Annotated in this window: 21 protein-coding genes and 1 pseudogene; 18 read left to right on the top strand and 4 right to left on the bottom strand. The window is 73.9% G+C overall.

Annotation, left to right across the window (positions count from 1 at the left end):
* Positions 1 to 284: 284 nt before the first annotated feature.
* Positions 285 to 626, bottom strand: a complete 342-nt coding sequence (locus ACIRRU_RS19760; RefSeq protein WP_403682115.1) for a DUF6479 family protein — start codon at positions 624 to 626, stop codon at positions 285 to 287.
* Positions 627 to 852: 226 nt separating this feature from the next.
* Here ACIRRU_RS19760 and ACIRRU_RS19755 point away from each other — a divergent pair, with 226 nt between their 5' ends.
* The 6 genes from ACIRRU_RS19755 to ACIRRU_RS19730 all read left to right on the top strand — a co-directional run bounded on the left by ACIRRU_RS19755 (position 853) and on the right by ACIRRU_RS19730 (position 7,304).
* Positions 853 to 1,242, top strand: a complete 390-nt coding sequence (locus ACIRRU_RS19755; protein ID WP_403682112.1) for a hypothetical protein — start codon at positions 853 to 855, stop codon at positions 1,240 to 1,242.
* Between the two features lie 58 nt (positions 1,243 to 1,300).
* Complete coding sequence (locus ACIRRU_RS19750; RefSeq protein WP_403682110.1) at positions 1,301 to 1,864, top strand: (2Fe-2S)-binding protein; 564 nt, start codon at positions 1,301 to 1,303, stop codon at positions 1,862 to 1,864.
* Entirely contained in the window at positions 1,861 to 2,865 is a 1,005-nt protein-coding gene (locus ACIRRU_RS19745) for an FAD binding domain-containing protein (RefSeq protein WP_403682108.1), read from the top strand. Before ACIRRU_RS19750 ends, ACIRRU_RS19745 begins: the two co-directional genes overlap by 4 nt.
* Before the next feature lie 119 nt (positions 2,866 to 2,984).
* On the top strand, positions 2,985 to 5,081 hold the full coding sequence (locus tag ACIRRU_RS19740) for a xanthine dehydrogenase family protein molybdopterin-binding subunit (protein WP_403682105.1): 2,097 nt from the start codon (positions 2,985 to 2,987) through the stop codon (positions 5,079 to 5,081).
* A 182-nt stretch (positions 5,082 to 5,263) separates the two neighbouring features.
* Positions 5,264 to 5,722, top strand: coding sequence for an ATP-binding protein (locus tag ACIRRU_RS19735; protein WP_403682102.1), 459 nt, complete (start codon positions 5,264 to 5,266; stop codon positions 5,720 to 5,722).
* Between the two features lie 169 nt (positions 5,723 to 5,891).
* On the top strand, positions 5,892 to 7,304 hold the full coding sequence (locus ACIRRU_RS19730) for an NADP-dependent succinic semialdehyde dehydrogenase (protein WP_403682100.1): 1,413 nt from the start codon (positions 5,892 to 5,894) through the stop codon (positions 7,302 to 7,304).
* Positions 7,305 to 7,376: 72 nt separating this feature from the next.
* Here ACIRRU_RS19730 and ACIRRU_RS19725 read toward each other — a convergent pair whose 3' ends face one another.
* Complete coding sequence (locus tag ACIRRU_RS19725) at positions 7,377 to 8,492, bottom strand: chemotaxis protein (protein ID WP_403682098.1); 1,116 nt, start codon at positions 8,490 to 8,492, stop codon at positions 7,377 to 7,379.
* 117 nt (positions 8,493 to 8,609) lie between these two features.
* Here ACIRRU_RS19725 and ACIRRU_RS19720 point away from each other — a divergent pair, with 117 nt between their 5' ends.
* From ACIRRU_RS19720 to glsA, 3 genes and pseudogenes are all read left to right on the top strand, one after another.
* A complete protein-coding gene (locus ACIRRU_RS19720) occupies positions 8,610 to 9,104 on the top strand; it encodes a DUF1269 domain-containing protein (RefSeq protein WP_403682096.1) in 495 nt (164 codons plus the stop codon).
* Positions 9,105 to 9,193: 89 nt separating this feature from the next.
* A pseudogene (locus ACIRRU_RS19715) lies at positions 9,194 to 9,767 on the top strand (hypothetical protein).
* 13 nt (positions 9,768 to 9,780) lie between these two features.
* The gene (glsA, locus tag ACIRRU_RS19710) at positions 9,781 to 11,130 is read left to right on the top strand and encodes a glutaminase A (protein ID WP_403682093.1); all 1,350 of its coding nucleotides are present in this window, start codon (positions 9,781 to 9,783) and stop codon (positions 11,128 to 11,130) included.
* A 10-nt stretch (positions 11,131 to 11,140) separates the two neighbouring features.
* On the opposite strand, the gene ACIRRU_RS19705 is transcribed toward glsA, so the two are convergent.
* The gene (locus tag ACIRRU_RS19705) at positions 11,141 to 11,965 is read right to left on the bottom strand and encodes an endonuclease I family protein (RefSeq protein WP_403682091.1); all 825 of its coding nucleotides are present in this window, start codon (positions 11,963 to 11,965) and stop codon (positions 11,141 to 11,143) included.
* Between the two features lie 234 nt (positions 11,966 to 12,199).
* Between ACIRRU_RS19705 and ACIRRU_RS19700 the strand changes: the two genes are divergently transcribed.
* From ACIRRU_RS19700 to ACIRRU_RS19675, 6 genes are all read left to right on the top strand, one after another.
* Positions 12,200 to 12,418, top strand: a complete 219-nt coding sequence (locus tag ACIRRU_RS19700; RefSeq protein WP_403682089.1) for a hypothetical protein — start codon at positions 12,200 to 12,202, stop codon at positions 12,416 to 12,418.
* Between the two features lie 147 nt (positions 12,419 to 12,565).
* On the top strand, positions 12,566 to 13,720 hold the full coding sequence (locus tag ACIRRU_RS19695) for a methyltransferase (protein ID WP_403682087.1): 1,155 nt from the start codon (positions 12,566 to 12,568) through the stop codon (positions 13,718 to 13,720).
* Between the two features lie 102 nt (positions 13,721 to 13,822).
* On the top strand, positions 13,823 to 15,001 hold the full coding sequence (locus ACIRRU_RS19690) for an acyl-CoA dehydrogenase family protein (RefSeq protein WP_403682084.1): 1,179 nt from the start codon (positions 13,823 to 13,825) through the stop codon (positions 14,999 to 15,001).
* 148 nt (positions 15,002 to 15,149) lie between these two features.
* Complete coding sequence (locus ACIRRU_RS19685) at positions 15,150 to 16,100, top strand: arsenic resistance protein (RefSeq protein WP_403682134.1); 951 nt, start codon at positions 15,150 to 15,152, stop codon at positions 16,098 to 16,100.
* A 193-nt stretch (positions 16,101 to 16,293) separates the two neighbouring features.
* Positions 16,294 to 18,378 carry a tetratricopeptide repeat protein gene (locus tag ACIRRU_RS19680; protein ID WP_403682081.1) on the top strand — a complete coding sequence of 695 codons (2,085 nt, stop codon included), beginning with the start codon at positions 16,294 to 16,296 and terminating at the stop codon, positions 18,376 to 18,378.
* A 108-nt stretch (positions 18,379 to 18,486) separates the two neighbouring features.
* Positions 18,487 to 20,076 carry a phytoene desaturase family protein gene (locus ACIRRU_RS19675; protein WP_403682078.1) on the top strand — a complete coding sequence of 530 codons (1,590 nt, stop codon included), beginning with the start codon at positions 18,487 to 18,489 and terminating at the stop codon, positions 20,074 to 20,076.
* Between the two features lie 100 nt (positions 20,077 to 20,176).
* Here ACIRRU_RS19675 and ACIRRU_RS19670 read toward each other — a convergent pair whose 3' ends face one another.
* Positions 20,177 to 22,060 (bottom strand): serine hydrolase, encoded by a 1,884-nt coding sequence (locus tag ACIRRU_RS19670; protein ID WP_403682076.1) that lies wholly within the window; start codon positions 22,058 to 22,060, stop codon positions 20,177 to 20,179.
* Positions 22,061 to 22,240: 180 nt separating this feature from the next.
* Between ACIRRU_RS19670 and ACIRRU_RS19665 the strand changes: the two genes are divergently transcribed.
* The 3 genes from ACIRRU_RS19665 (at position 22,241) to ACIRRU_RS19655 (ending at position 26,121) form a co-directional block, all read left to right on the top strand.
* Positions 22,241 to 23,350 (top strand): NAD(P)H-dependent flavin oxidoreductase, encoded by a 1,110-nt coding sequence (locus ACIRRU_RS19665; protein WP_403682074.1) that lies wholly within the window; start codon positions 22,241 to 22,243, stop codon positions 23,348 to 23,350.
* On the top strand, positions 23,347 to 24,897 hold the full coding sequence (locus ACIRRU_RS19660) for an acyl-CoA synthetase (RefSeq protein ID WP_403682071.1): 1,551 nt from the start codon (positions 23,347 to 23,349) through the stop codon (positions 24,895 to 24,897). Before ACIRRU_RS19665 ends, ACIRRU_RS19660 begins: the two co-directional genes overlap by 4 nt.
* 288 nt (positions 24,898 to 25,185) lie before the next feature.
* Positions 25,186 to 26,121 (top strand): endo-beta-N-acetylglucosaminidase H, encoded by a 936-nt coding sequence (locus ACIRRU_RS19655; RefSeq protein ID WP_403682069.1) that lies wholly within the window; start codon positions 25,186 to 25,188, stop codon positions 26,119 to 26,121.
* The last annotated feature ends 189 nt before the right edge of the window (positions 26,122 to 26,310 follow it).

Here is a 26,310-nt window from a genome sequence, read left to right as displayed (position 1 = left end):
CGCCCGGACCGTGTTCGACGTCCTCGCCGCCGCCTTCGACTCCGACCGGCGGGCCGGGGGCCGTACCGCCCCCTCCGGGGGCGCCCCGCCGCCCGTCTGGGGGAACACCCGCCACGGGTCCGGCCCCCCGCCCGCGGCCACCCCCGCCCCCCCCCGCCCCCCCCCCCGCCCCCCGCCCCCCCGCCCGGCGGGGGGGGCGGCGGGGCGCGGGCCGGCCGCGCCCCCCCCCCCCCCCCCCCGCGGGCGGGTGGTGCGGGGGCGGCGCCGCCGTGGGGGCGGGCGGATCAGTTGTCGCGCGGGCGGTCGGTGTCGGTCTCGGGCGGCAGCGGCCCGTTGCCGTGGTCCTTCAGCTCGTACGGCGACAGCGCGTGGCCGTCCTCGGGGAACCGGTCGGATCCGTGCGGGTCGTGCTGGTCGATGTGGGTGCGCCGGTCCGGTTTCTGCGGCTGCTCGTGCGGCTGGGGCGGCGGCGGCTCGGCGTCCCGCTTGCGCTTGCCGAGGATGAATCCGCCGATCAGCAGGCCGACGACGGCCAGGGCCGCGACACCCATGAGAATGCCGAGAGCCCCCGTGCCGGCGGCGAGGGTCACCGGGGCGGAGGGCTCGGCTCCGTTCAGAAGGTCCATACTCCCCGGATACCCCACGAGGGGAAAGCCAGTCGGCCATACATGGCAATTCATGTTTTATGGGTATCTCGCCAGATATCCGTTTATGGGAAAAGTGATCCTCCACGTGCCCGCCCGGCCCGGTTCCTAACACCCTTTGGCCCTCTCCCGTGTCGCCGTCGGACCGATGCGGGGTCAGCCTGGAGGGGAGCCCGAGGGCCTCGAGCCCGGAGACGAAGGAGCCACGGTGAACAGCACACCCGAGCAGAGCGGCGCCGACCACCCCGCGGACCAGCAGGTGGTGGTCTCGCTCGGCGGGGGCGACGCCCAGGACGCCCGGACCGTGTTCGACGTCCTCGCCGCCGCCTTCGACTCCGACCGGCGGCCGGGCGACCTTCCCGACGCGTCCGGGGGCGCCCGGCCGACCGTCTGGGTCATCACCGTCGACGTGTCCGGCCCGCGGCCCGCGGCCACGCCCGCCCGCCTCTCCGCGCCGGTCACGGTCGACGCCCAGGGCGGCTACCGGGCCGTCGACCGGCTGCGCGACCACCTCACCGGCCTCTTCGCCGTGAGCGTCGTCGGCACGGCCGCCGGGGACCAGGAGCAGGAGGCGCGGCTGCGGCTGGAGAACCGCTGACGGCCCGGACGCCCAGCCCAGGAGCCCCTGTTCGACCGCAAGTGTGAAAGGCGTGCGCATGGATTTCCTCGCCCTCGGAACGGACCTCGGACCGGAACCGGTCGCCGATCAGCGTTCCACCGTGACCCTCCGCGTCAACGGCGCCGAGACGACGCTGACGGTCGACCACCGCAGCACGGTCCTGGACACCCTGCGGGAGCGGCTCGGCCTCACCGGGGCCAAGAAGGGGTGCGACCACGGCCAGTGCGGAGCCTGCACGGTCCTGCTGAACGGGCGGCGGGTCACCAGCTGCCTGCTGCTGACCGTCGCCCAGGACGGCGCGGCGATCACCACCGTGGAAGGGCTCGCCGACGGCGGCACCCCGCACCCCCTCCAGGCGGCGTTCGCCGACCGGGACGCCCTCCAGTGCGGGTTCTGCACCCCCGGTCAGATCTGCTCGGCCGTCGGCATGCTCGGCGAGGCCGCCGACGGCTTCCCCTCCCACGCCACCGAACCCGGCGCCCCCTTCGGCGGAACGGCCGACCTCGGCCCCGAAGAGATCCGCGAACGGATGAGCGGCAACCTCTGCCGGTGCGGGGCCTACCCCCGCATCGTCGAAGCCATCGAGGACGTGATCCCGTGAGGCCCTTCGGCTATGTGCGCCCCTCCTCCACCGCCGAGGCCGTCCGCCTCTGCGCGGCCGGCCCCCAGGCCCGTTTCCTGGGCGGCGGCACCAACCTGGTGGACCTGATGAAGCTCGGTGTGGAGCGGCCCCGGGTCCTCATCGACGTCGCGGGGCTGCCCCTGGACCGGGTGACCCGCACCCCCGACGGCGGCCTCGGCATCGGAGCCACCGTCCGCAACAGCGACCTGGCGGCCCACCCCGACGTGCGCGAGCGGTACCCGGCGCTCTCCCAGGCGCTGCTCGCCGGGGCCTCCGGCCAGCTCCGCAACACCGCCACCACCGGTGGCAACCTCCTCCAGCGCACCCGGTGCCGCTACTTCCAGGACGTCTCCAAGCCCTGCAACAAACGCGTCCCGGGCTCCGGCTGCCCGGCCCGTGAGGGCACCCACCGGGATCTCGCCGTCCTCGGCCACTCAGAGGAGTGCGTGGCCACCCACCCCTCCGACATGGCGGTGGCCCTGGCGGCGTTCGACGCCACCGTGCTGCTGCTCGGCCCGGAGGGCGAACGCTCCGTGCACGCCACCGAGTTCCACCGCCTCCCGGGGCGGAACCCGGACCAGGACACCGTCATTCGGCCCGGCGAACTGATCACCGAAGTGGTGCTGCCGCCGCCCGTCCCGGGTGCCCGCTCGCGCTACCGCAAGGCCCGCGACCGGGCCTCGTACGCCTTCGCCCTGGCCTCCGTCGCCGCCGCCCTGCGGGTCACGGACGGGCGTGTGACGTACGCGGCGCTCGCTTTCGGCGGACTCGCGCACCGGCCCTGGCGCGCCCGGCGCGCCGAGGCCGGACTGCTGGGCGCCCCGGCCACCTCGGCCGTCTTCGAACGGGCCGTGGCGGCCGAACTGGCCGGGGCCCGCCCGCTGCGCGACAACGCCTTCAAGGTGGATCTCGCCCGCCGCCTCGCCGTCGACGTGCTCGGCGAACTGGCCGGCGGCCCGCCGTCCGCCCACCCGGAGTGAACCGCCCGCCGCCCGCCCGCTCCCGTGAGCCGCCCGTACGGATCGAACCGCCCCCGTGAGCCGCCCGTCCGGGCTCGCGTCCCGCACGTCTTCCGCCCCCGACCCGAGGACCCATGGCCATGACCCACGCTCCGCAGTTCCCCGGCGCGCCCCTCGTCCGGCGGGAAGCCCGGGACAAGGTCACCGGCGCCGCGCACTACGCCGCCGACATCGCCCCGCCCGGCCGCCTGTACGCCTGGCCGGTCCCGGCCACCGTCGCCTCCGGGCGGGTCGCCGCCGTCCGGGCCGTGGACGCCCTCGCCGTCCCCGGAGTCCGCACCGTCCTCACGCACGACAACGCGCCGAAGCTGGAGGAGCCCGACGACCCGATCCTCGCGGTGCTCCAGAACGACCGCGTCCCGCACCACGGCTGGCCCATCGCCCTGGTGATCGCCGACAGCCCCGAAGCGGCCCGGACCGGCGCCGGGGAACTGCTCGTCGCCTACGAACGGGACCCGCACGACGTGACCCTCACCGACGACCACCCCGGGCTCCGCACCCCCGAGGAGGCCAACGGCGGTCACCCCGCGGTCCGGGAGCGCGGCGACACGGACCGGGCCCTGGCCGCCGCGGACGTACAGACCGACGCGACGTACCGGATGGACGCACTGCACAACCACCCCATGGAGCCGCACACCGCCACGGCCGAGTGGCGGGACGGGCGGCTGACCGTGCACGACTCCAGCCAGGGGTCCACCGCCGTGCGCGACAGCCTCGCGCGGGCCTTCGGGCTCGATCCGGACCGGATCACCGTCGTCTCCGAGCACGTGGGCGGCGGCTTCGGCTCGAAGGGCACCACCCGACCCCAGGCCGTCCTCGCCGCGATGGCCGCCCGGCACACCGGACGGCCGGTCACCCTGGCCTTCCCCCGCGACCAGCTGGCGGAGGTCGTCGGCCACCGGGCGCCCACCGTCCAGCGGGTCCGGCTCGGCGCCGACCTCGACGGCACGCTCACCGCGGTCTGCCACGAGGTGGTCACCCAGACCTCCACGGTGAAGGAGTTCGTCGAACAGGCCGCCGTCCCGGCCCGCGTCATGTACGCCTCACCGCACAGCCGCACCACGCACCGGGTCACCGCCCTCGACGTGCCCAGCCCCTCCTGGATGCGGGCCCCGGGGGAGGCCCCGGGGATGTACGCCCTGGAGTCCGCCATGGACGAACTGGCCTCCGCTCTCGGGCTCGACCCCGTGGAGCTGCGGCTGCGCAACATCCCGCAGACCGAACCCGACAGCGGCCGCCCCTTCAGCAGCCACGGCCTGGCCGCCTGTCTGCGCGAGGGCGCCGCCCGGTTCGGCTGGCACGATCGTGACCCCCGCCCCGCCGCCCGCCAGGAGGGCCGCTGGCTCCTCGGCACGGGCGTGGCCTCCGCCACCTACCCGGTGCTCGTCTCCCGCTCCACCGCGCGCGCCCACGCGGCGGCGGACGGCACCTTCCGTATCGAGGTGAACGCCACCGACATCGGCACCGGGGCCCGCACGGTCCTCGCCCAGATCGCCGCCGACGCGCTCGGCGCCGACCCGGAGGCCGTGCACGTCGCCATCGGCTCCAGCGACCTGCCCACCGCCCCCCTGGCCGGAGGCTCCTCCGGGACCGCCTCCTGGGGCTGGGCGGTGCACCGGGCCGCCGCCGCGCTCGCCGACCGGATCGCCGCGCACCCGGGCCCGCCGCCCGCCGAAGGGCTCACCACGACCGCCGACACCGAGGAGGAGACCGCCGCCGCGTCCCCGTACGCCCGGCACGCCTTCGGCGCCCACTTCGCGGAGACGGCCGTCGACGCGGTCACCGGAGAGGTACGTGTGCGCCGGCTCCTCGGGGTGTACGCCGTCGGACGCGTCCTCAACGAACGCACCGCCCGCTCCCAGTTCACCGGCGGCATGATCATGGGCATCGGCATGGCCCTGACCGAGGGCTGCGGCCTCGACCCCGCCTTCGGCGACTTCACCGCCAAGGATCTCGCCTCCTACCACGTCCCCGTCAGCGCCGACACCGCCGACATCCGGGCGCACTGGATCGAGGAGGACGACCGCCACCTCAACCCGATGGGCAGCAAGGGCATCGGCGAGATCGGCATCGTGGGGACCGCCGCGGCAATCGGCAACGCGGTCCGCCACGCCACCGGCGCCCGGCTGCGGGAACTCCCCCTCACCCCGGACCGTTTGCTGCCCTACCTCCTGTGACCGCCCACCGGCCCCGACCTGCGCGAACGGCCTCCCTGTTGCGGGTTTGGCAACCCGCGCGCACCCTGATGAGTGACCCAGAAGTAATGAGCCATCACGCTTCGTGTCCGGGGATCGTTCGTACGACGGGGTGAAGGTACGGCGGGTGAAGCATGCGGGCCTCGTGGTGAGGAGCCTCGACGATGACCGTTCCACTCGACCGGCACTACTCGGTCGAACTGCAGGTGTCGGCAGAGCGCGTTTCCCAGCTGCGGCGGATCGTCGCCGCACACCTGCGTCACTGGAGTCTGGACCCGCACGTGCGGCCCGTGTGCCGGGCCCTGGACGAACTCCTGGCCAACGTCCACCGGCACGTCGGCCCCGGCACCACCTGCGTCGTCGAACTCCGCTGGGGCGGACGGCGCGTCACCGTGTCCGTCGCGGACGACAGCGCCCGGATGCCCCGGCTGCTGCCGTCCGGCGGCGGACTCAGCCGGGTCATGGCCCTCAGCGACAGCTCGGGCACCTGCCGGACCACCGAGGGCAAGGTGGTCTGGTTCACCCGCTACGCCGAGGCCCCGCGCACCGCGGCCCTGCTCCCCAGGGCCCCGCTGCCCGGCGTCCGCGCCGCGCGCACCGTCCCCCTGGCGGCGCTCGGGTAACCGCCCCTCCGGAGCGGACCGCCCCACCCGGCCGACGCGGAACGTGCCCCGCGGCACGCATGATCCGCGTCGGCCGGGTACGCGCGGGGGAGGGGAGGGCCGCGTTGCGCGCACCCGCGCGGCGCGGCACGGTCGACGTACCGGAGCATCACGCAAGGAGGCCACTGCCATGCCCATCGCGACGGTCAACCCCGCGAACGGCGAACTGATCAGGTCCTACGACGCCCTCGGCGAGGAGGAGACCGAGCGCCGGATCGCCGCGGCCGCCGACACCTTCCGCCTGTACCGCACCACCTCCTTCGAGCAGCGCGCCGCCTGGCTGAACCGGGCCGCCGACCTGCTCGACGAGGACCGCGACACCATCGCCCGCACCATGACCGTCGAGATGGGCAAGCCCGTCACGGCGGCCCGCGCGGAAGCCGCCAAGTGCGCCAAGGCGATGCGCTGGTACGCCGCGCACGCCGAAGGACTCCTCGCGGACGAGCATCCCGACCCCGACGACGTGCACGACTCCGGCGCCGCGCGCGCCCTGGTCCGCTACCGCCCGCTCGGTGCGGTCCTCGCCGTGATGCCGTGGAACTTCCCGCTCTGGCAGGTCGTGCGGTTCGCCGCCCCCGCGCTGATGGCGGGCAACACCGCGCTCCTCAAGCACGCGTCGAACGTGCCGCAGACCGCCCTCTACCTGGAGGACCTCTTCCACCGCGCCGGATTCCCGGCGGGCTGCTTCCGTGCCCTGCTGATCGGCTCGGGCGCCGTCGAGACCGTCCTGCGCGACCCCCGGATCGCCGCCGCCACCCTCACCGGCAGCGAACCGGCGGGCCGGGCCGTCGCCGCCACGGCCGGTGACGAGGTGAAGAAGACCGTGCTGGAGCTGGGCGGCAGCGACCCCTACCTCGTGCTTCCCTCGGCGGAGGTGGCGAAGGCCGCCGCCACCGCCGTCACCGCACGCGTCCAGAACAACGGCCAGTCCTGCATCGCCGCCAAGCGGTTCATCGTCCATGCCGACGTGTACGACGAGTTCGCGGAGGCGTTCACCGCCGGGATGCGCGCCCTGACCGTCGGCGACCCGCTGGAGGAGGCCACCGACATCGGGCCGCTCTCCACCGAACAGGGCCGCGCCGACCTGGAGGAACTCGTCGACGACGCCCTCGGGCGCGGGGCCGAGGCGCTGTGCGGCGGGCGCCGGCCCGACAAGCTGGGCGGGGGTCTGGAGAACGGCTGGTTCTACGAGCCCACCGTGCTGGCGGGCATCACGACCGCGATGCGCGTCCACCGCGAGGAGACCTTCGGACCGGTCGCCACCCTCTACCGGGTCGCCGGCCTGGACGAGGCGATCCACCTGGCCAACGACACCCCCTTCGGCCTCAGCTCCAACGTCTGGACCCGCGACGCGGGCGAACAGGAGCGCTGCGCCCGCGACCTGGAGGCGGGCGGCGTCTTCTTCAACGGGATGACCGCCTCGCACCCGGCCCTGCCCTTCGGCGGGATCAAGCGCTCCGGTTACGGCCGGGAGCTGGCCGGGCACGGTATCCGCGAGTTCTGCAACGCCACCACGCTCTGGTACGGGCCCGAAGCGTCCTGACGGCGTTTCCCGACGGGACGGCCCGGTGCCGCCCGCCCTTCCCGTCGGGTCGGCCCTTCCCGTCGGGGCGGCTCAGTAGCGCAGCGCCGCGGCGATCCGCCCGTGGTCCGTCAGCGAGCCGTCCTCGACGAACACCACGTCGGCCCCGGCGTCCAGGGCGGATTCGACGAGTTCGTCGACGATGTCCTCGCGGACCCGGTCGTCGGTGCTGCGGGTGGTCCCCTCGTCCACCGGCTCCAGATGCTCGTCGGTGACCCGGACGACCGTCCGGAAGTGCTCCTCCACGGCCACCAGGCCCGCCCGGCCCTCCCGGACGGCGGCCCACACCTCGTCCAGCCCGCCCGCGAAGGCGTGCGCGCCGCGTGCGCGGTCCAGCCGGGACGCGACCTCGGCGGCCGCCTGCCGGGCGCCCTCCGCGAGGGCGGGGCCCAGCTCCCGGAGCACTTCGGCGGGCGGCAGGTCGGCCGGCGCCCCCTTGGTCACGCGCCCGGCGGCCGCACCGGAGGCGGTACCGACCTCGTCCAGCAGGGCGAGGGCCGGTGCGAGGCCCATCAGGTACAGCGGACGCGGATCGTCGGCGAGCACCGTACGCAGCCTCTCGTCCACGTCCCGGAAGAAGGTGCGGGTCTCCTCGTCGCTGAAGGTGCTCGGGGTGTCGCCGATCCGCTCCTCGCGCTGCGGGTTCGGCGGCTCCTGCGGGGCGGTCAGCGGGAAGCCGCCCGTCTCCTCCGGCCGGATGCCGTCCCGCGTGCCGAGCCACAGGGTCGCGTGGTCGGCGGCCAGGGTGAGCACCCGGAACGGCCGGGTCTGGGCCTTCGCCGCGACCAGGTTGCGGGTGAGGAAGCTGTCGCTGAACACCACCCGCTCGGGGGCGACGCGCGGCAGCCGCCAGATCTGGTACTCCTCGGTGGTGGCGAGGACGAGCAGGGAGTCCAGCGCCCCGCGCGGATCGACCTCGGCCGCCGCCCGCTCCAACTGGGCCCGGAGCGCGGCCCGGACCTCCCTGCCGACCCGGGGGTCGGCCTCCAGACGGTGGGACGCCTCCGCGACGAGGTTCCGCAGACGCACCGGGTCCTGGGCGTTCTCCGGGGCCGTGCGGTGGGTCGGCATGGTGAGGGACAGGACCGGATAGGGCCGGGGCGTCCGCAGCTCGCGCAGCACGTCGGCGGTCAGGGCGTCCGTGTCCATCGTCGCTCCCAGGGCTCGGCCCGCTCCCGTGTGAAGCGGATACCTCAACGAGTCAATTCATACCTTTTGATCCTAATATGGGCGAGTTGGTGATCACGGATTGCGGAGGTGCGCGCGATGTCCACGCTCACGGTGTGGAAGTTCCGGACGGCCGACGGGGCGGACGACGTCGAGGAGGCGCTGAAGTCCCTCCAGAAGGAGGGGCTGGTCACGATCCTCGACGCCGCGGTGGTCAGTTGGCCCGAGGACCGGGCCAAGCCCCGGACCAGGCAGCTGCTCAACCTCGTCGGCGCCGGAGCCCTCAGCGGCACCTTCTGGGGCATGCTCTTCGGGCTGATCTTCCTGATGCCTCTGCTGGGAGCCGCGATCGGCGCGGCCGCCGGTGCGCTCGGCGGGAAGCTGGCGGACGTCGGTATCGACGACGAGTTCATCGCCGAGATCAAGGAGAAGGTGACCCCCGGCACGTCGGCACTGTTCCTGCTCACCCGGGACGAGGTGCCCGACCGGATCAGCGCCCGGCTCCCCGGCGACGGAGCCGAACTGCTGCACAGCAACCTCGACACCGAGCGCGAGGCGAAGCTCCGCGACATCTTCGGCGACGAGACGGCGTGAGCGGGCGGGCGCCCGAGCACACCCCGGCCCATCTCCCTCCCTTGCGTCTCCTCTCTTCTCCTCCCCTTCCCTGATTGGACGGACCGTCCGTGACAGCGAACCTCCCCGCGCGCACCCTGGCCCCCGTCGTGGCGGTCGTCCTCCTGGCCGTCGGCGCGGCGGCCTGCGGCTCCGACACCCAGCGGCGCGGGCACCGACCGGGGCGTGCGCACCCTCACCCCCGAGTCGCACGGGCCGGGCGAGGCGCACGCGTCGCCCGAGACGAGCGCGTCGCCGTCGCAGTCCGCGAGCCCGCGCACCCAGCGGAGCTTCGCCGCCTCGGTCTCCGCCGAGTCCGAACGCGTACGGCAGGAGGCCGCGAAGCGGCTCGACGGCGTCGGGGGCCGGGGGAACGCGGTCGCCGACGTCTCCGTCAGCGGCCTGCCGGTGACCGCCTCCGAGGAGGTCCGCAGCGCGCGGGTCCGGGTCACCAACTCCACCTCCAGGCCCGCGTTCTACGCCGTGAAGGTGGAGTTCGTCGGCGCGGACGACCAGGTGCTCGACACGGTCGTCGTGGGCGTCGAGGACGCGCCGCCGGACCGCACGGTCGACGTGCAGGCCAACAGCCGCAAGGCCGCCGGGGTGAAGAGCACCCCGCGGGTCGCCCAGGCCGAGCGCGGCTGAGGGAGGACGTCCCATGAGCGCGGCCGACGCGGTGACCGACTCCCTCCAGAATCTGCGCGCCCAGTTCGCCGGCGTACGGGAGGGCAGACCGGCGGACTACATCCCCCAGCTCGCCCTCGCCGACCCCGACGCCTTCGGGCTCGCCCTGGTCAGCATGGACGGCCACCGCTACAGCGCGGGTGAGGCGGAGGTCCCCTTCACCCTCCAGTCCGTCTCCAAACCGTTCATCTACGCCCTCGCGCTGTCCCTGCTCGGCCTCGACGAGGTGAGCCGCTGGGTGGGCGCCGAACCGAGCGGCGAGGCCTTCAACGCCATCAGCCTGGAACCCGGCACGGGCCGCCCCGCCAACGCCATGGTCAACGCGGGCGCGATCGTCACCACCGCACTGATCCCCGACGCCCCCGGCGACGACGCCTTCCGCCGCATCCTGCACTGCCTCGGCCGCTTCGCCGGACGCGAACTGGACGTGGACGAGGAGGTGTTCCGCTCCGAGTCGGTGACCGGGGACCGCAACCGGGCGCTGGCGTACCTGATCCGCTCCACCGGCACCATGCCCGTGGACCCGGTGCTCGCGGTCGACCGCTACTTCCGGCAGTGCGCGATCCGCGTCACCGCGCTCGACCTCGCCACGATGGCCGCGACGCTCGCCTACGGGGGAGTGAACCCGGTCACCGGCGAGCAGGTCGTCTCCGCCGAGGTCGCCGCCCGGGTGCTCGCCGTCATGGCGACCTGCGGCATGTACGACGGCTCCGGCGACTGGCTGCTGCGGGTGGGGCTGCCCGCCAAGAGCGGGGTGTCCGGCGGCCTCATCGCGGTGGGTCCCGCCCGCTTCGGGGTGGCGACGTACAGCCCGCCGCTGGACTCCACCGGCGGATCGGTCCGCGGCCACGCGGCGCTGGAGACGATGTCGCGGCGCTACGGGCTCCACCTCATGCTCAACCCCGCGCTCCCCGGGTCCACCGTCACCCTCGTCACGACCGCGGACGACCTGCCCTCCGCGCCCTCGGCGGGGCACGAGCGGGTCCTGCACGAACAGGTCGGTGTGGTCGTCGCCCAGGGGTCCATCGACTTCACGGCCGCCGAGCGCGTGCTGTACGCGCTGGACGAGTCCGGCCCGGACGGCGGCCCGGTCGTCCTCGACCTGCACGACGTCACGTCCGTCGACTCCGTCGCCCTGGCGATGCTGCTCACCGGGCTGGCCCGCCTCGTCAACGACGGGCGGCGCGCGGCGGTCGTCGACCCGAACGGCCTGCTGGGCGCGATGGAGCTGGTACGGGAGCGGACCGGCCAGGACCTGCCACGCCACGCCACCCGCGTCGAGGCGGTGGAGGGCAGCGCGCGGGCCCTGGCCGGGGAGGGCTGAGGGCAGGGGACTACCAGATGGCGTCGACCCACTCCGGGTGGTCGATGAACGGGTTCCGGTTGTGCTGGAACTGGTCGAATATGACGTCGTTGCGGCGCTTTTCGAAGGTGTCCGGCGGGTCCTCCTGGCTCCACTGCTTGAGGACGGACAGCTTGCCCATCTTCGGCGCGGAGCCGTTGTTGACCTGGTCGTTGGGTTCGAGGTCGGCGAAGGAGTCGTTGCCCTCGTAGCGGACGGCCATGTAGAGGATCATGCGGGCCACATCGCCCTTGACCGCGTCGCGCGGCTCGAAGGAGTCGCCGTCGGTGAAGTTGCCGGGAGCGCCGCCCACCGCGCTCCCGCCGCTGTCGAAGTCCTTGTTGCCCCGGGCGGAGTTGACCTGGACGTCCTCCGGCCGCAGATGGTGGATGTCGGTGCCCGGACCCGTGGAGGTGCCGAAGTCGCCGTGCGACTTGGCCCAGACGTGCTCCCGGTTCCACTGGCCCGAGCCGCCGCCGTTGTCGTTCTTGGACTGCGAGCGCCCGGTGTACAGCAGGATCACGTTGGACGTGTTCGCGGGGTCCTGGTCCGTGGCCTTCAGCGCGTCCCACACCTGGCCGTAGGAGAGCCTGGTCTGGTCGCTGATGATCGTGTGCAGGGCCGCCTTCAGCTCCTCGCCGGTCTTGCCGACGGCGTCCTGGTAGTAGGTGTCGTCGAGGGCGGCGGAGGTGGCGGTGTACGGGGCCGGGGCGGGGGCCCCGGCCGCCGGCGCGGCGGCCGCGGTGCCCGCGAGCACGGTGGCGGCGGCAGCCACGGCCAGCAGCGGACGCGCGGAGAACGAATGACGACGGGACATGTGGGGTGTCCTCTCCGGAACGCGGGCGCCGCGACGAGACCCTGCGGGGTGTCCTCACGGCGGCCTGGCGGGAAGTGGTCGCCGGGAGCGTCGCACACGCAGCGTGCCGTAGGTGTGAACAGCGTGTACCCATCATGTGCAAGTCAAGAATCGGACTCCGCGGCCCGCCATGCCCTCGGATGCGGCCGGGTACCCGCCGGGCGAGAATGACCGAAAGGACGAGGAGGAGGCGGCATGAGCGAAGAGTCCGAATCCCTGGCCGGGCCCCTGGCCGAAGAGCAGGCGCGCGGGGTCACGCCCGACCGGCTGCTGCACACCGGGGCGAGCGACGAGCCGACCCCCGAGGACGTGGTGCTCGCGTCCGGCCGGGACGTGACGCCCGAGACGCTGGAGTGGGCGCGGCGCAAGCTGGCGGAGGAAGGCCGGTCGGCCCTGGACCGGCGCCTGCCCTGACCGGGGCCCGCGGCGGCCCCGTCCGCACGGTTCCGGGAACGGGCCGCGGGAGAGCGGCGGGCGCGCGGTTCGCGCAGGTGGAGGCGGCCGAAGGGGCCGGGAGCGGGGTGGGGCGCGCCCGGCCCCCTCGGCTAGCCTGAGCCCCCTATGAACCGCTTGACGATCCCCCAGGGCACGTTCGACCTGGCCCGCTTCCCCGATGACCCGCGCGACCCGCTCCGCGCGTGGGACGCCGCGGACGCCTACCTGCTGAGGCACCTGGCGGACCCCGGGACGGGCCCTCTCGGCCTCGCGGGCACGGTCGCCGTGCTCGGAGACCGGTGGGGCGCCCTCACCACCGCCCTCGCCGGACACCGGCCCGTCCAGATCACCGACTCCTCCCTGGCCCGGCGCGCCACCCTCGCCAACCTCGCGCGCAACGGCCTGGACGCGGACACCGTACGGCTGCTGTCCTCCCGCGACACCCCTCCGGACCGGATCGACGTCCTGCTGGTCCGGGTGCCCAAGTCGCTGGCGTTCCTGGAGGACCAGCTGCACCGGATCGCCCCCGCCGTCCACCCCGGCACCGTCGTCATCGGCACCGGCATGGTCAAGGAGATCCACACCTCCACCCTGAAACTCTTCGAGCGGATCATCGGCCCCACCCGCACCTCCCTCGCGGTCGGCAAGGCGCGGCTCATCTTCTGCGCGCCCGACCCCGCCCTACCGCCTGCGCCGAGCCCCTGGCCCCTGCGCTACGCGCTGCCCGCCGACGTCGGCCCCGCCTCCGGGCGGACGGTCGTCAACCACGCCGGGATCTTCTGCGCCGACCGCCTCGACATCGGCACCCGCTTCTTCCTCAAGCACCTCCCGGTCCCCGAGGGCTCCGCCCGCGTCGTCGACCTGGGCTGCGGAAACGGGGTCCTCGGCCTCTCCGCCGCGATCGCCGCTCCCGGGGCGCACATCACCTTCACCGACGAGTCCTACGGCGCCGTCGCCTCCGCCGAGGAGACCTTCGGCGAGAGCGCACCGGAGGGGGCGAGCGCCGACTTCCTGGTCGGTGACGGGCTCGACGGCCTCGCCCCGGGCAGTGTGGACCTGGTGCTGAACAACCCGCCGTTCCACTCCCACCTGGCGACCACCGGCGCGACCGCCCGCAGGATGTTCACCGGGGCGCGCACCGCGCTGCGCCAGGGCGGCGAGCTCTGGGTCGTCGGCAACCGGCACCTCTCCTACCACACCCACCTGCGCCGGATCTTCGGCAACTGCGTCACCGTCGCCGGTGACCCGAAGTTCGTGGTCCTGCGGGCCGTCAAACGCTGACGCCCCACCAGGGCCTCCCCGGCCCTTCCAGATTCTTGCAACACGTTCTACTGTGTGCGCCGCCGGACACGGGCGACGCGGAAGCGAGACTCTGGAGGGGCCGTGCACCTCGAATACACGCGTGAGCAGCAGCAGTTGCGCGCCGAACTACGGACGTACTTCGCGGCCCTGGTGCCCGACAACGCCTACGCCCGCTACGCGCGCCCCGCGGCGCAGAAGCGCTTCTACCGCGAGACGGTGCGCAGACTGGGCGCCGACGGCTGGCTGGGCGTCGGCTGGCCGAAGGAGTACGGCGGCCGGGGGCTGACCCCGATGGAACAGTTCATCTTCTTCGACGAGGCCGCCCAGGCCGGCGTACCCCTGCCGCTGATGGCCCTGAACACCGTCGGCCCCACGATCATGCGCTACGGCACCGACGAGCAGAAGGCCCACTTCCTCCCCGGCATCCTCGCCGGGGAGATCGACTTCGCGATCGGCTACAGCGAACCGGACGCGGGCACCGACCTCGCCGCGCTCAAGACCCGCGCGGTGCGCGACGGGGACGAGTACGTCGTCGACGGACAGAAGGTCTGGACCACCAACGGCGACACCGCCGACTGGGTCTGGCTCGCCGTGCGCACCGACCCCGGCGCCCCGCCGCACCAGGGCATCACCCTGCTGCTCGTCCCCACCAGCGATCCCGGCTACTCCTGCACCCTGATCAACACCCTGGCCTCGCACGACACCACCGCCAGCTACTACGAGAACATCCGGGTCCCGGTCTCCCGCCGCGTCGGCGAGGAGAACAAGGGCTGGCGGCTCATCACCAACCAGCTCAACCACGAACGCGTCACCCTCGCCGCCCACGGCACGATGGCGGTCCGCGCCCTGCACGACGTCCAGCGCTGGGCCGCCGACACCAAGCTCACCGACGGCCGCCGGGTCATCGACCTCGGCTGGGTCCGCACACTCCTGGCCCGCGTCCACGCCCGCCTCGACGCGATGAAACTGCTCAACTGGCAGATGGTCACCGCCCTCCAGGACGGCACCCTCACCCCCCAAGACGCCTCCGCCGTCAAGGTCTACGGCTCCGAGGCCCGCCGCGACGCCTACGCCTGGCTGATGGAGGCCGTCGGGTCGGCGGGCGCACTGAAGGAGGGCTCGGCGGGCGCGGTACTCCACGGCGAACTGGAACGCGGCTACCGCTCCGCCGTGATCTTCACCTTCGGCGGCGGCAACAACGAGATCCAGCGCGAGATCATCTCCTGGATCGGCCTGGGGATGCCCCGCGTGAGGCGGTGACCTGCGCGGCCGGGCCCCGCCCGCCCGGCCGCCGGGAGAGAGGGATTAGGGTCGGGCGTGACCGCCGAGCCGGTCCCCACCGTCCCCCTGAGCGTCCCATCCCCGAGGAGCCCGTGCGTTGTCGCCCCCATCCGGCCTGGTCGCGGGCATGGAACGCCATCAGGTCGCCTTCTACGTCGGGGCCCTGGCAGCGGGCGGGGCGCTGGGCCTGGCCGCACCCGGGGCCGGGCCGGGGCTGGAACACGCGATCAACCCCGTCCTGGCGGCCCTGCTGTTCGTGACGTTCCTCCAGGTGCCCGCCGCCGAACTGGTCCGCTCGCTCAGGGCCGGACGTTTCCTTGCGGCCGCGTTGGTGGTGAACTTCGTGGTCGTACCGCTGGTGGTGGCGGCCATGTTCGCCCTCCTCCCGGACGACGAGGCCGTACGGATCGGGGTGCTGCTGGTGCTGCTGACCCCCTGCGTCGACTACGTGATCGTCTTCTCCGGCCTGGCGGGCGGCAGCGCGCAGCGCCTCCTCGCCGCGACGCCGCTGCTCCTGATCGCGCAGATGGTCCTGCTGCCCGGCTATCTGTTCCTGTTTCTGGGACCGGAGCTGACCGACGTCGTGGAGGCGGGCCCGTTCGTCGAGGCGTTCGTCGTCCTGATCGTCGTCCCGCTCGCCCTCGCGTGGCTCACCCAGGCGTGGGCCGCCCGCCGCCCGGCCGGGCGCCGGACCGCCGACGCGGCCGGCACCGCGATGGTGCCGCTGATGTGCGCCACGCTGCTCACCGTGGTCGCCTCCCAGGTGCCGGGGCTCGGCGACGCCGGGGACCTGTCCGACATCGCCGGAGTGGTGCCGTTCTACGCGGCCTTCCTCGTGGTGATGGCCTTCGCCGGGCTCGCGGTCGCCCGCCTCTTCCGCCTCGGCGCCCACGACAGCCGGGCCATCGTGTTCACCGGCGCGACCCGCAACTCCCTGGTCGTCCTGCCGCTCGCCCTGGCCCTTCCCGACCGGCTCGCGGTCGCTGCGGTCGTCGTGGTCACCCAGACACTGGTCGAGGTGATCGGCATGGTGGTCTACGTCCGCGCCGTCCCGAGGCTCGTCCCGCTCCGCGACTGACCCGCGCGCACCGCCGCGAGATCCGGTCGCCGCGCCCGGCGAGCGCGGTGTCCGGCACCTGGCGGGTGCCGGACCCGGGTTCGCGCCGCCCCGCCGCGTACCGGCTCCGCCGTGAGGCGGCCATACTGGACGGGCCGGGGAGGGCGCGAAGGCGGAGCGCGAGCGGCGGGACTACGGGGGCGGGACACGGCAGATGGCGGACACCAGGCTGATCCAGAGCCGGTACCGGCTGCTCGAACTCATCGGACGCGGCGGCATGGGCGAGGTGTGGCGGGCCCGCGACGAGTCGCTGGGCCGCCAGGTCGCCGTCAAGTGCCTCAAGCCCCTGGGGCCCCAGCACGACCAGGCCTTCACCCGCGTCCTGCGCGAACGCTTCCGCCGCGAGGCCCGGGTCGCCGCCTCCCTCCAGCACCGGGGCGTCACCGTCGTCCACGACTTCGGCGAACACGACGGGGTGCTGTACCTCGTGATGGAACTGCTCGACGGGCAGAACCTGAGCCAGCTCCTGGAGGAGAACGAGCAGCACCCGCTGCCCGTCGACCATGTCGTCGACATCGCGGAACAGGTCGCCGACGCGCTCGGCTACACCCACCGTCAGGGCATCGTCCACCGCGATCTGAAGCCCGCCAACATCATGCGGCTGACCGACGGCACGGTGAAGATCTGCGACTTCGGCATCGCCCGCCTCGGCCGCGACATCGGCATGTCCTCCCGCCTCACCACCACCGGCATCGCCATGGGCACCCCGCACTACATGTCCCCGGAACAGATCAGCGGCAAGGAGGTCGACCACCGCAGCGACCTCTACTCCCTGGGCTGTGTGCTGTACGAGATCGCCACCGGGGTACCGCCGTTCGACCAGGAGGACGCCTGGGGCGTCCTCGTCGGCCACCGCGACACCCCGCCGCGACCCCCGCGCACCCACCGCGCCGAGCTGCCCCGCTTCCTCGACCGCGTCGTCCTCGACCTGCTCGCCAAGACCCCCGACGAGCGCCCCGCCGACGCGGGAGACCTGCGCCGCCGCATCGTCCTCGGCCGCAGCGGCGAACAGCCCGTCCCCGGGCCGCTCACCTTCGATACGGGCGTCGCGCGCGAAGCCGCCCTTCCCGCCTGGACCCGCACCATGACCCCCGGGCGCCGGGCCGCGTCCCCCGCGCGCCGGGGCGCCGGGCCGCTCGGCCCGGAAGCGGGTCTGACGGGGCGGTGGACCGCGGCGAGGGCGCACGGGGAGCCCGGCCCGGTCACCACGGAGCCCACCACGGAGCCGGAGGAGGGAGAGGGCGGGACGGGTGCGGTGGGGGTCGCCCTCGGCCGGACGGGGCGGGCCGAGGAGGCCTTGCGCGCGTTCGGCCAGGCCGCCGCGGGCCGCGCACGCACCCTGGGCCCCGACCACCCGGAGACGCTCGCCGCCCGGGAGGAGACCGCGAACGCCCTCGGACAGCTCGGCCGGCACACCGAGGCCCACCAGGTGTACGAGGCCCTGCTCGCCGTTCACGAGCGCACCCTGGGCCCCGACCACCCCGACACCCTGCGCTGCCGCCACAACCTGGCGTACAACCTCGGCCGGCTTGGACGGCCCGAGGAGGCCTGGCGGGCGGCCCGCGAGGTCGCCGAGGCCCGTGCCCGGCTGCTCGGCCCGCTGCACCCCGACACGCTCGCGACCCGCTGCGAAGCGGCCCACGCCCTGGGCGCTCTGGGCCGTCACGCGGAGGCGCTGGAGACCTACCAGGACGTGGCGCACGCCCGCGCCTCCGCCCTCGGGGACGACCATCCCGACACCTTCGCCGCCCGCTACGAGACCGGCATCAGCCTCGGCCGCCTCGGCCGCCACGCCGAGGCCCTGGAGCTGTACCGGTCGCTGGTGGAGGACCGCACCCGCACCGCGGGAGCGGCCGATCCGGAGACCCTGCGCGCCCGCCACGGCCTCGGGGTCAATCTGGGGCGGATGGGCCGCTGGGAGGAGGCGCTGTCCCAGGCCCGCCAGGTCTGCGCCCTGCGGGAGCGCACCCTGGGCCCCGACCACCCGGACACCGTGGTCAGCCGCCGGGAGGTCGCCGTGGGCCTGGGCTGGCTCGGCAGGTGGGACGACGCCCTCGTCGCCTACCGTCAGGTCGCCGAGGCCCACAGCCGCGCGCTGGGCCCCGGGCACCCCCGGACGCTGGCCGCCCGCAACGACGAGGCGCACTGCCTGGAGCGCCTCGGGCGCTCCCCGGAGGCCGCCGAACTGCACCGCTCCCTCGCCGCCCACCGAGCCCGCAACGCCGCCCCGCCCGGCTGAACCGGCCGACGCCTCGCGGCGCGTGCCGCGACCCGTTGCCCGGCGTGCGTGTCCCGGCCGGTGCGGCTGTCCCTGGCCGCGGCGGCGGGCGGCGTGTTACGAAGGTGCATGCCCGCACCCCGCTCCGCCTCGCCCCAGGTCCCCGCAGGCCGGTCGCCCGCACACGACCGCTACGACGCCGTCATCGTCGGCGGCGGTCACAACGGTCTGGTGGCCGCCGCCTACCTCGCCCGTGCCGGACAGTCCGTCCTCGTCCTGGAGCGCCTCGGCACCACCGGGGGAGCGGCGGTCTCGACCCGCCCCTTCGCCGGGGTCGACGCCCGGCTCTCGCGCTACTCGTATCTGGTGTCCCTGCTGCCGGGCAAGATCGTCCGCGATCTGGGCCTGGACTTCGCCGTACGCAAGCGGAACTTCTCCTCCTACACTCCCGCCGTGCGCGACGGACGCCCCACCGGGCTGCTCGTCGCGGGGGAGGGCACCCGGGAGTCCTTCGCCGCGCTCACCGGCGGCGAGCGCGAGTACGCGGCCTGGCAGCGGTTCTACGGCATGACACGGCACGTCGCGGAGCGGGTCTTCCCCACGCTCACCGAGCCGCTGCCCGCCCGGGACGCGCTGCGCCGGCGGATCGACGACGCCGAGGCCTGGCGGACGCTCTTCGAGGAGCCCATCGGTGTGGCCGTCGAGGAGAACTTCACCGACGACCTGGTGCGCGGGGTCGTCCTCACCGACGCCCTGATCGGCACGTTCGCCGACGCGCACGACCCGTCCCTGGTCCAGAACCGGTGCTTCCTCTACCACGTGATCGGCGGTGGCAGCGGCGACTGGGACGTCCCCGTGGGCGGCATGGGCGCGCTCACCGACGCGCTGGCCGGGGCCGCCCGCGCGGCGGGCGCGGAGATCCGCGTACGGCACGAGGCGACCCGTATCGAGACCGACGGCGCCCGCGCCGAGGTCACCGTCTCCACGCCGGACGGCGAGCGCACCGTCGCCGCCCGCCGGGTGCTGGTGAACGCCTCCCCGCAGGCCCTGGCCGCCCTCCTCGGCGACACCCCGCCGCCGCCCGCCGAGGGCGCCCAGCTCAAGGTGAACATGCTGCTCACCCGGCTGCCCCGGCTCCGCGACCGGGCCGTCGACCCCCGGCAGGCCTTCGCCGGTACGTTCCACATCGCGGAGGGGTACGGGCAGCTGGCCGACGCCTACCGCCAGGCGTCGGCGGGACGGCTCCCCGCGGCCCCGCCGTCCGAGATCTACTGCCACTCGCTGACCGACCCCTCGATCCTCGGCCCCGAACTGGCCGCGCGCGGCTACCAGACCCTGACCCTGTTCGGCCTGCACACCCCGGCCCGGCTGTTCGCCGCCGACAACGACACGGCGCGTTCGGCGCTCCTGAGGGCGACCCTCGCGGAGCTGGACGCCCACCTGGAGGAGCCGGTCACCGACTGCCTGGCCCTCGACGAGAACGGCGAGCCCTGCATCGAGGCGAGGACCCCGCTCGACCTGGAACGGGACCTGCGGCTGCCCGGCGGCCACATCTTCCACCGCGACCTCTCCTTCCCGTACGCGGCGGAGGGCACCGGGCGGTGGGGCGTGGAGACCGCGCACGCAGGCGTCCTGCTGTGCGGGGCGGGCGCGGTGCGCGGCGGCGGGGTCAGCGGGGTCCCCGGGCACAACGCGGCGATGGCGGCGCTGGGGCGCTGAACGGAGGCGGGCCCGAGGCGCCGGGCCGCCGCGCCGCACGGGCCCGCGCCGCACGGGCCGCGTCGCGTCCCCGGTGCGGCGCGATGGCCGACGGGACCGTTCAGTCCGCCGACCGCACCCAGCCCGCCGCCTCGATCCGCCCGGCGTCCCGGGGCCGTTCCGCGTCGAAGACTGTACGGCCCCCGTCCTGCACCCGCAGGGCGTCCACGTACGCACCCCGGCCCACGTAGCGTTCGTCGGTGGTACAGCGCCAGCGCAGCCGGACCTTCCGGCCCCGCCAGGGCGACAGGTCCGCCTCCAGCCGGTGCCAGACGCGGCCGGACCAGCCGGAGACCGAACCCGTCGGGTGCGGCTGGGGGTCGGGGCGGTGGTGGCCGGGGCCCGGCCGGGAGGTGGTGAACGGCACGGGGCGCCAGTCCCCGCCGCCGGTCCCCTCCGACACCTCCAGGAAGAGGTGGTCGACGGCCGGTTCGGTGTCCCACCACAGCGCGCAGTCCAGCCGGGCCCGGTCGGAGCCCAGGCGCAGGGCGGGAAGCGTCAGGGTGGCGGTGGACGCGCTCGCCATCCCGGAGAACCAGGCCGTGCGCCCCCGCTCGGGCCGGACCGGGACGGCGCGGGCCAGCTGGTTCGCCGTCGCCACTCGGGGAGCGCTGCCCGTGCGCCAGTTCCGCACCGGGTGCACGGAGTTGCCGAGCACGACGAGGAAGGTGTCGGTCGACGGGTCGAGCACCAGGCTGGTACCGGTGAACCCGGTGTGGCCCGCGGTGCGGGGTGTGGCCATCGCCCCCATGTACCAGTGCTGGTAGAGCTCGAAGCCCAGGCCGTGCTCGTCGCCGGGGAAGGCGGTGTTGAAGTCGGTGAAGAGCAGGTCGACCGATTTCTCGGAGAGGACGCGGGCACGGCCGTAGACCCCGCCGTTGAGCAGTGTCCGGGCCAGCACCGCGAGGTCCCAGGCACAGGAGAACACCCCGGCGTGGCCCGCCACTCCGCCGAAGCCGAAGGCGTTCTCGTCGTGGACCTCGCCCCACACCAGACCGCGGTCCAGTCCCGACCAGGGCGGCCGGGAGTCCTCCGTCGCCGCGATCCTCGGTTTCCAGGAGGCGGGCGGGTTGTAGCGGGTGCGGCGCATCCCGAGCGGGGCGGTGATCTCGTCGTGGAGGAGGGCGTCCAGCGGGCGGCCGGTGAGCTTCTCCAGGATCAGCTGGAGCGAGATGAGGTTGAGGTCGGAGTAGAGGTAGGCGGTGCCCGGGGCGGACACCGGGACCTCGTCCCACAGCATCCGGAGCTTGCCCTCCCGGGTCGGCTCCTCGTACAGCGGAATCCAGGAGCGGAACCCCGAGGTGTGCGTGAGCAGCTGACGGACCGTGATGTCCTGCTTGCCGCCGCCGGTGAACTCCGGGAGGTACGACAGGACCGTCGCCTCCAGCGCCAGCGCGCCCCGCTCGATCTGCTGCACCGCCAGGATCGACGTGAACAGCTTGGAGATCGAGGCCAGGTCGAAGACGGTGTCCTCGGCCATCGCGATCTGCCGGTCCGGCGGGAACTCCACCCCGGTGTCGGTCTTCTCGTCGTACGACGCGTAGCGCACCGCCTTGCCGATGGGCCGGTGCAGTGCCACCGTGCCGCCCCGCCCGGCGAGCAGCACCGCGCCCGCGTACCAGGGGTGCTCGGGGGAGTCGGCGAGATACGTCTCGGCCTCCCGCACCAGGTGGTCCAGCGGGCCCTGGAGCAGTCCGGCGCGGGCGGCGCTGCCGCGTCGCAGCGTCGGCCGGTGCGCCCCTGGTCCCATACCCGCTCCCGCTTCCGTGCCCGCCGCGCCGTCCGCCGTGCCGCCGGCCGCTCCCGGGCGGACCCCGCCCGCCGCGGCCGCGAGCGGGAGGGGCGTCAGCGCGAGCGCCCCGCCCAGAGCCAGTATCCCGCCGCCCAGCCGACGGCGGCCGATCCCGCCCGTCGTCGGTACGCCACCGCTCGCTGCCCCGGTCATCCGCGACCCCTTCCCGCGTGAAAGTAACTTCCGGGCGTTCGTCGAACGCTGAAAGTTCCTGCCGTCGCCCGAGGTTACTGTCACCTCCGCCCTCCCGTACGCCTCCCGGCCCGCAAAGAATCTGACGTTCCATCAGAAAGTCTCTTCCCTCCGCCACGCCGCTGCGGCATCCTGCCGCCCATGGAGACCGAGCTGAGCCGGCGCCTGGGCATCGAGCACGCGATCTTCGGCTTCACGCCGTTCCCCGAGGTCGCCGCCGCCATCACCAGAGCCGGGGGGTTCGGCGTGCTCGGGGCCGTTCGCTACACCGCGCCGGACGACCTCGCCCGCGACCTCGACCGGCTGCACGAGCACGCCGACGGCAAGCCCTACGGCCTCGACGTGGTCATGCCCGCCCGGAAGGTCGAAGGGGTCACCGAGGCGGACGTCGAGGCGATGATCCCCGAGGAGCACCGCGGCTTCGTCCAGGACCTCCTCACCCGCCACGGCGTCCCCGAACTCGCCGAGGGGGAGGTGTCCGGCTGGCGCATCACCGGCTGGATGGAGGAGGTCGCCCGGAGCCAGCTCGACGTGGCCTTCGACTACCCGGTCAAGCTGCTGGCCAACGCCCTCGGTTCCCCGCCCGCCGACGTCGTCCGACGGGCCCACGGCCACGGGGTCCTCGTCGCCGCGCTGGCCGGGAGCGCCCACCACGCCCGCCGCCACGCGGAGGCCGGCATCGACGTCGTCGTCGCCCAGGGGTACGAGGCGGGCGGCCACACCGGGGAGATCGGCTCCATGGTGCTGGTGCCCGAAGTGGTCGAGGCCGTCGCCCCGTTGCCCGTGCTCGCCGCCGGAGGCATCGGCAGCGGGGAACAGGTCGCCGCCGGGCTCGCCCTCGGCGCCCAGGGCGTCTGGCTCGGCTCGCTCTGGCTGACCACCGAGGAGGCCGACCTGCACTCGCGCGCCCTCACCGCGAAGCTCCTCGCGGCGGAGTCCGGCGACACCGTCCGCTCCCGCGCCCTCACCGGCAAGCCCGCACGCCAGCTCCGTACCGCGTGGACGGACGCCTGGGACGACCCGGCCGGACCCGGCACCCTGCCGATGCCGCTCCAGGGGCTGCTGGTCGCCGAGGCCGTGTCCCGCATCCAGAAGTACGAGGTCGGGGAGCTGCTGGGCACGCCCGTCGGGCAGATCGTCGGCCGGATGACCAGCGAACGCAGCGTCCGGGCCGTCGTCGACGACCTCACCCGCGGCTTCGAACGGGCCGTCACCCGCATCAACCGCATCGCCGGAAGGAGCGCCACATGAACCAGCCGCCGAACGGATTCTGGGCCCAGGCCGCCGCCGACCCCGGCCGCACCGTCCTGATCGCCCCGGACGGCGAGGAGTGGAGCGCGGGCCGCCTGCACGCCGACGTCAACCGCATGGTCCACGGGCTGCGCGCGGCGGGGCTGCGCGAGGGGGACGCGTTCGCCGTCGTGCTGCCCAACGGCGTCGAACTCCTCACCGCCTACCTCGCCGCGTCCCAGGCCGGTCTCTACCTGGTCCCCGTCAACCACCACCTGGTCGGCCCCGAGATCGCCTGGATCGTCGCCGACTCCGGTGCCCGGGTGCTGATCGCCCACGAGCGGTTCGCCTCCGCCGCGACCGCCGCCGCCGACGAGGCGGAGCTGCCGGTGAGCCACCGCTACGGAGTGGGCGCCGTCCACGGCGGCCGCCCCTACGCCGAACTCCTCGACGGGCATCCGGGCACCCCGCCGCCGGACCGCTCCCTCGGCTGGGTCATGAACTACACCTCGGGCACCACCGGCCGCCCGCGGGGCATCCGCCGCCCGCTGCCCGGCAAGGAACCCGAGGAGACCTATCTCGGCGGATTCCTCGGCATCTTCGGCATCCGGCCCTTCGACGGCAACACCCACCTGGTCTGCTCGCCGCTCTACCACACCGCCGTGCTCCAGTTCGCGGGCGCCGCCCTGCACATCGGCCACCCGCTCGTCCTGATGGACGGCTGGAACCCCGAGGAGATGCTGCGCCTCATCGAGGCGCACCGGTGCACCCACACCCACATGGTCCCCACCCAGTTCCACCGGCTGCTCGCGCTGCCCGAGGAGGTCAGGGCCCGCTACGACGTCTCCTCCATGCGGCACGCCATCCACGGGGCGGCCCCCTGCCCCGACCACGTGAAACGGGCCATGATCGAGTGGTGGGGGAGCTGTGTCGAGGAGTACTACGCGGCGAGCGAGGGCGGCGGGGCGTTCGCCACCGCCGAGGACTGGCTGAAGAAGCCCGGCACCGTCGGCAAGGCCTGGCCGATCAGCGAACTGGCCGTCTTCGACGACGACGGCGACCGCCTCCCGCCGGGCGAACTGGGCACCGTCTACATGAAGATGAGCACCGGAGGCTTCAGCTACCACAAGGACGAGGACAAGACCCGCAAGAACCGCATCGGTGACTTCTTCACCGTGGGCGACCTCGGCGTGCTGGACGCGGACGGCTATCTCTTCCTCCGCGACCGCAAGATCGACATGATCATCGCGGGCGGTGTCAACATCTACCCCGCCGAGATCGAATCCGCCCTGCTCACCCACCCCGCCGTCGCGGACGCGGCCGCCTTCGGCGTCCCGCACGCCGACCGGGGCGAGGAGGTCAAGGCCGTGGTGGAGCCGGCCGAGGGCCACGAACCGGGCGACGCGCTCGCCGCCGGGATCCTGGCCCACTGCGCGGAGCGGCTCGCCGGGTACAAACGGCCGCGCTCCCTCGACTTCATCGCCACCATGCCCCGCGACCCCAACGGCAAGCTCTACAAACGGCGCCTGCGCGAACCGTACTGGGAGGGCCACCAGCGGCACCTTTAGCCACAGCACGGGTCCGGGCGGCCCGCCTCCTCCCCCTCCGCCCGCGCTCCTGCGTCCTTCCTCCTTCCGTACGGGCCATGGGCCTGCCGTACGCGCTCCGCCGCTCCTCCCGGGCCTTCCCGGCCCGCTGCCTCGGCAGCCGGGGTACCGCCCGGCGGTGTGCGGGGGAATGGTGAGGGGTTGGCGCACGGCCTCCCGGGTCCCGGCCGAGCGGCGGATACTCGTGGGCTGCGACGTGGCGCCCGCCAACCGGCGTGTGCCGAAAGCGAGATGGGAGACCGATCGAGAATGAAGACACTCATGTCGCGCAGAGTCCGGGTGGGCGCGCTCGCCCTCTCCGCCGCTGTGGCCCTGTCTCTCGGCGCCCTGGTTCCCACCGGCGCGACGGCGGCCCCGACGCTCGCCGACGAGATCCCGCACCCCATGAAGGCGGGCCCCACCTCGGTCGCCTACGTCGAGGTGAACAACCACAGCATGACGAACGTCGGCAAGTACACGCTGTCCAACGGCGACAACGTCTTCGACGTGGCCGTGATCTTCGCCGCCAACATCAACTACGACACCGGTGCGAAGAAGGCCACCCTGCACTTCAACGAGAACGTGCAGCGCGTCCTCGACAACGCCGCCACCGAGATCCGCCCGCTCCAGAACAAGGGCATCAAGGTCGTCCTCTCCGTCCTCGGCAACCACCAGGGCGCCGGCTTCGCCAACTTCCCGTCCCAGCAGGCGGCCGCGGACTACGCCGAACTGCTCTCGGACGCCGTGAACCGGTACGGGCTCGACGGCATCGACTTCGACGACGAGTACGCCGAGTACGGCAAGAACGGCACCGGCCAGCCCAATGACAGCTCCTTCGTCCACCTGGTGACAGCGCTGCGCGCCAACCTGCCTGACAAGATCATCAGCCTCTACAACATCGGCCCGGCCGCCGCCCGCCTCTCCTACGGCGGCGTGGACCTGTCCACCAAGTTCACCTACGCCTGGAACCCGTACTACGGCAGCTGGCAGGTGCCCCGTATCGGCCTGCCCAAGTCGCAGCTCTCTCCCGCCGCCGTCCACATCGGCGCGACCTCACCGAGCACGGTCACCGGCCTGGCCCGCCGTACCGTCACCGAGGGCTACGGCGTCTTCCTGACCTACAACCTCGACGGCAGCGACCGCAGCGCCGACGTCTCCGCCTTCACCAGGGAGCTCTACGGCCAGGACGCGGTCTACAAGCCGTAGCCGCGCCGCGCCCGCGACCGAGTCCGTGTCCGTGTCCGTGTCCCGCCGTCGTGTCGAACCCGGCGGCGGGATCCACGGGAACCGGCCGGGCCCGGGGTCCGTGCGGCGGGAAGCTTCACGGGAGCGGATGCCGTGCACGGCCCGATCCGGACGAGGTGACGGCGGGCCTCATCACGGACGTCGTCCGGC

The sequence above is a fragment of the Streptomyces sp. NPDC101181 genome, from assembly GCF_044767975.1.
In the GTDB taxonomy this organism is placed as follows: Bacteria; Actinomycetota; Actinomycetes; order Streptomycetales; family Streptomycetaceae; genus Streptomyces.
This window is presented reverse-complemented; position numbering and strand designations above follow the sequence as displayed.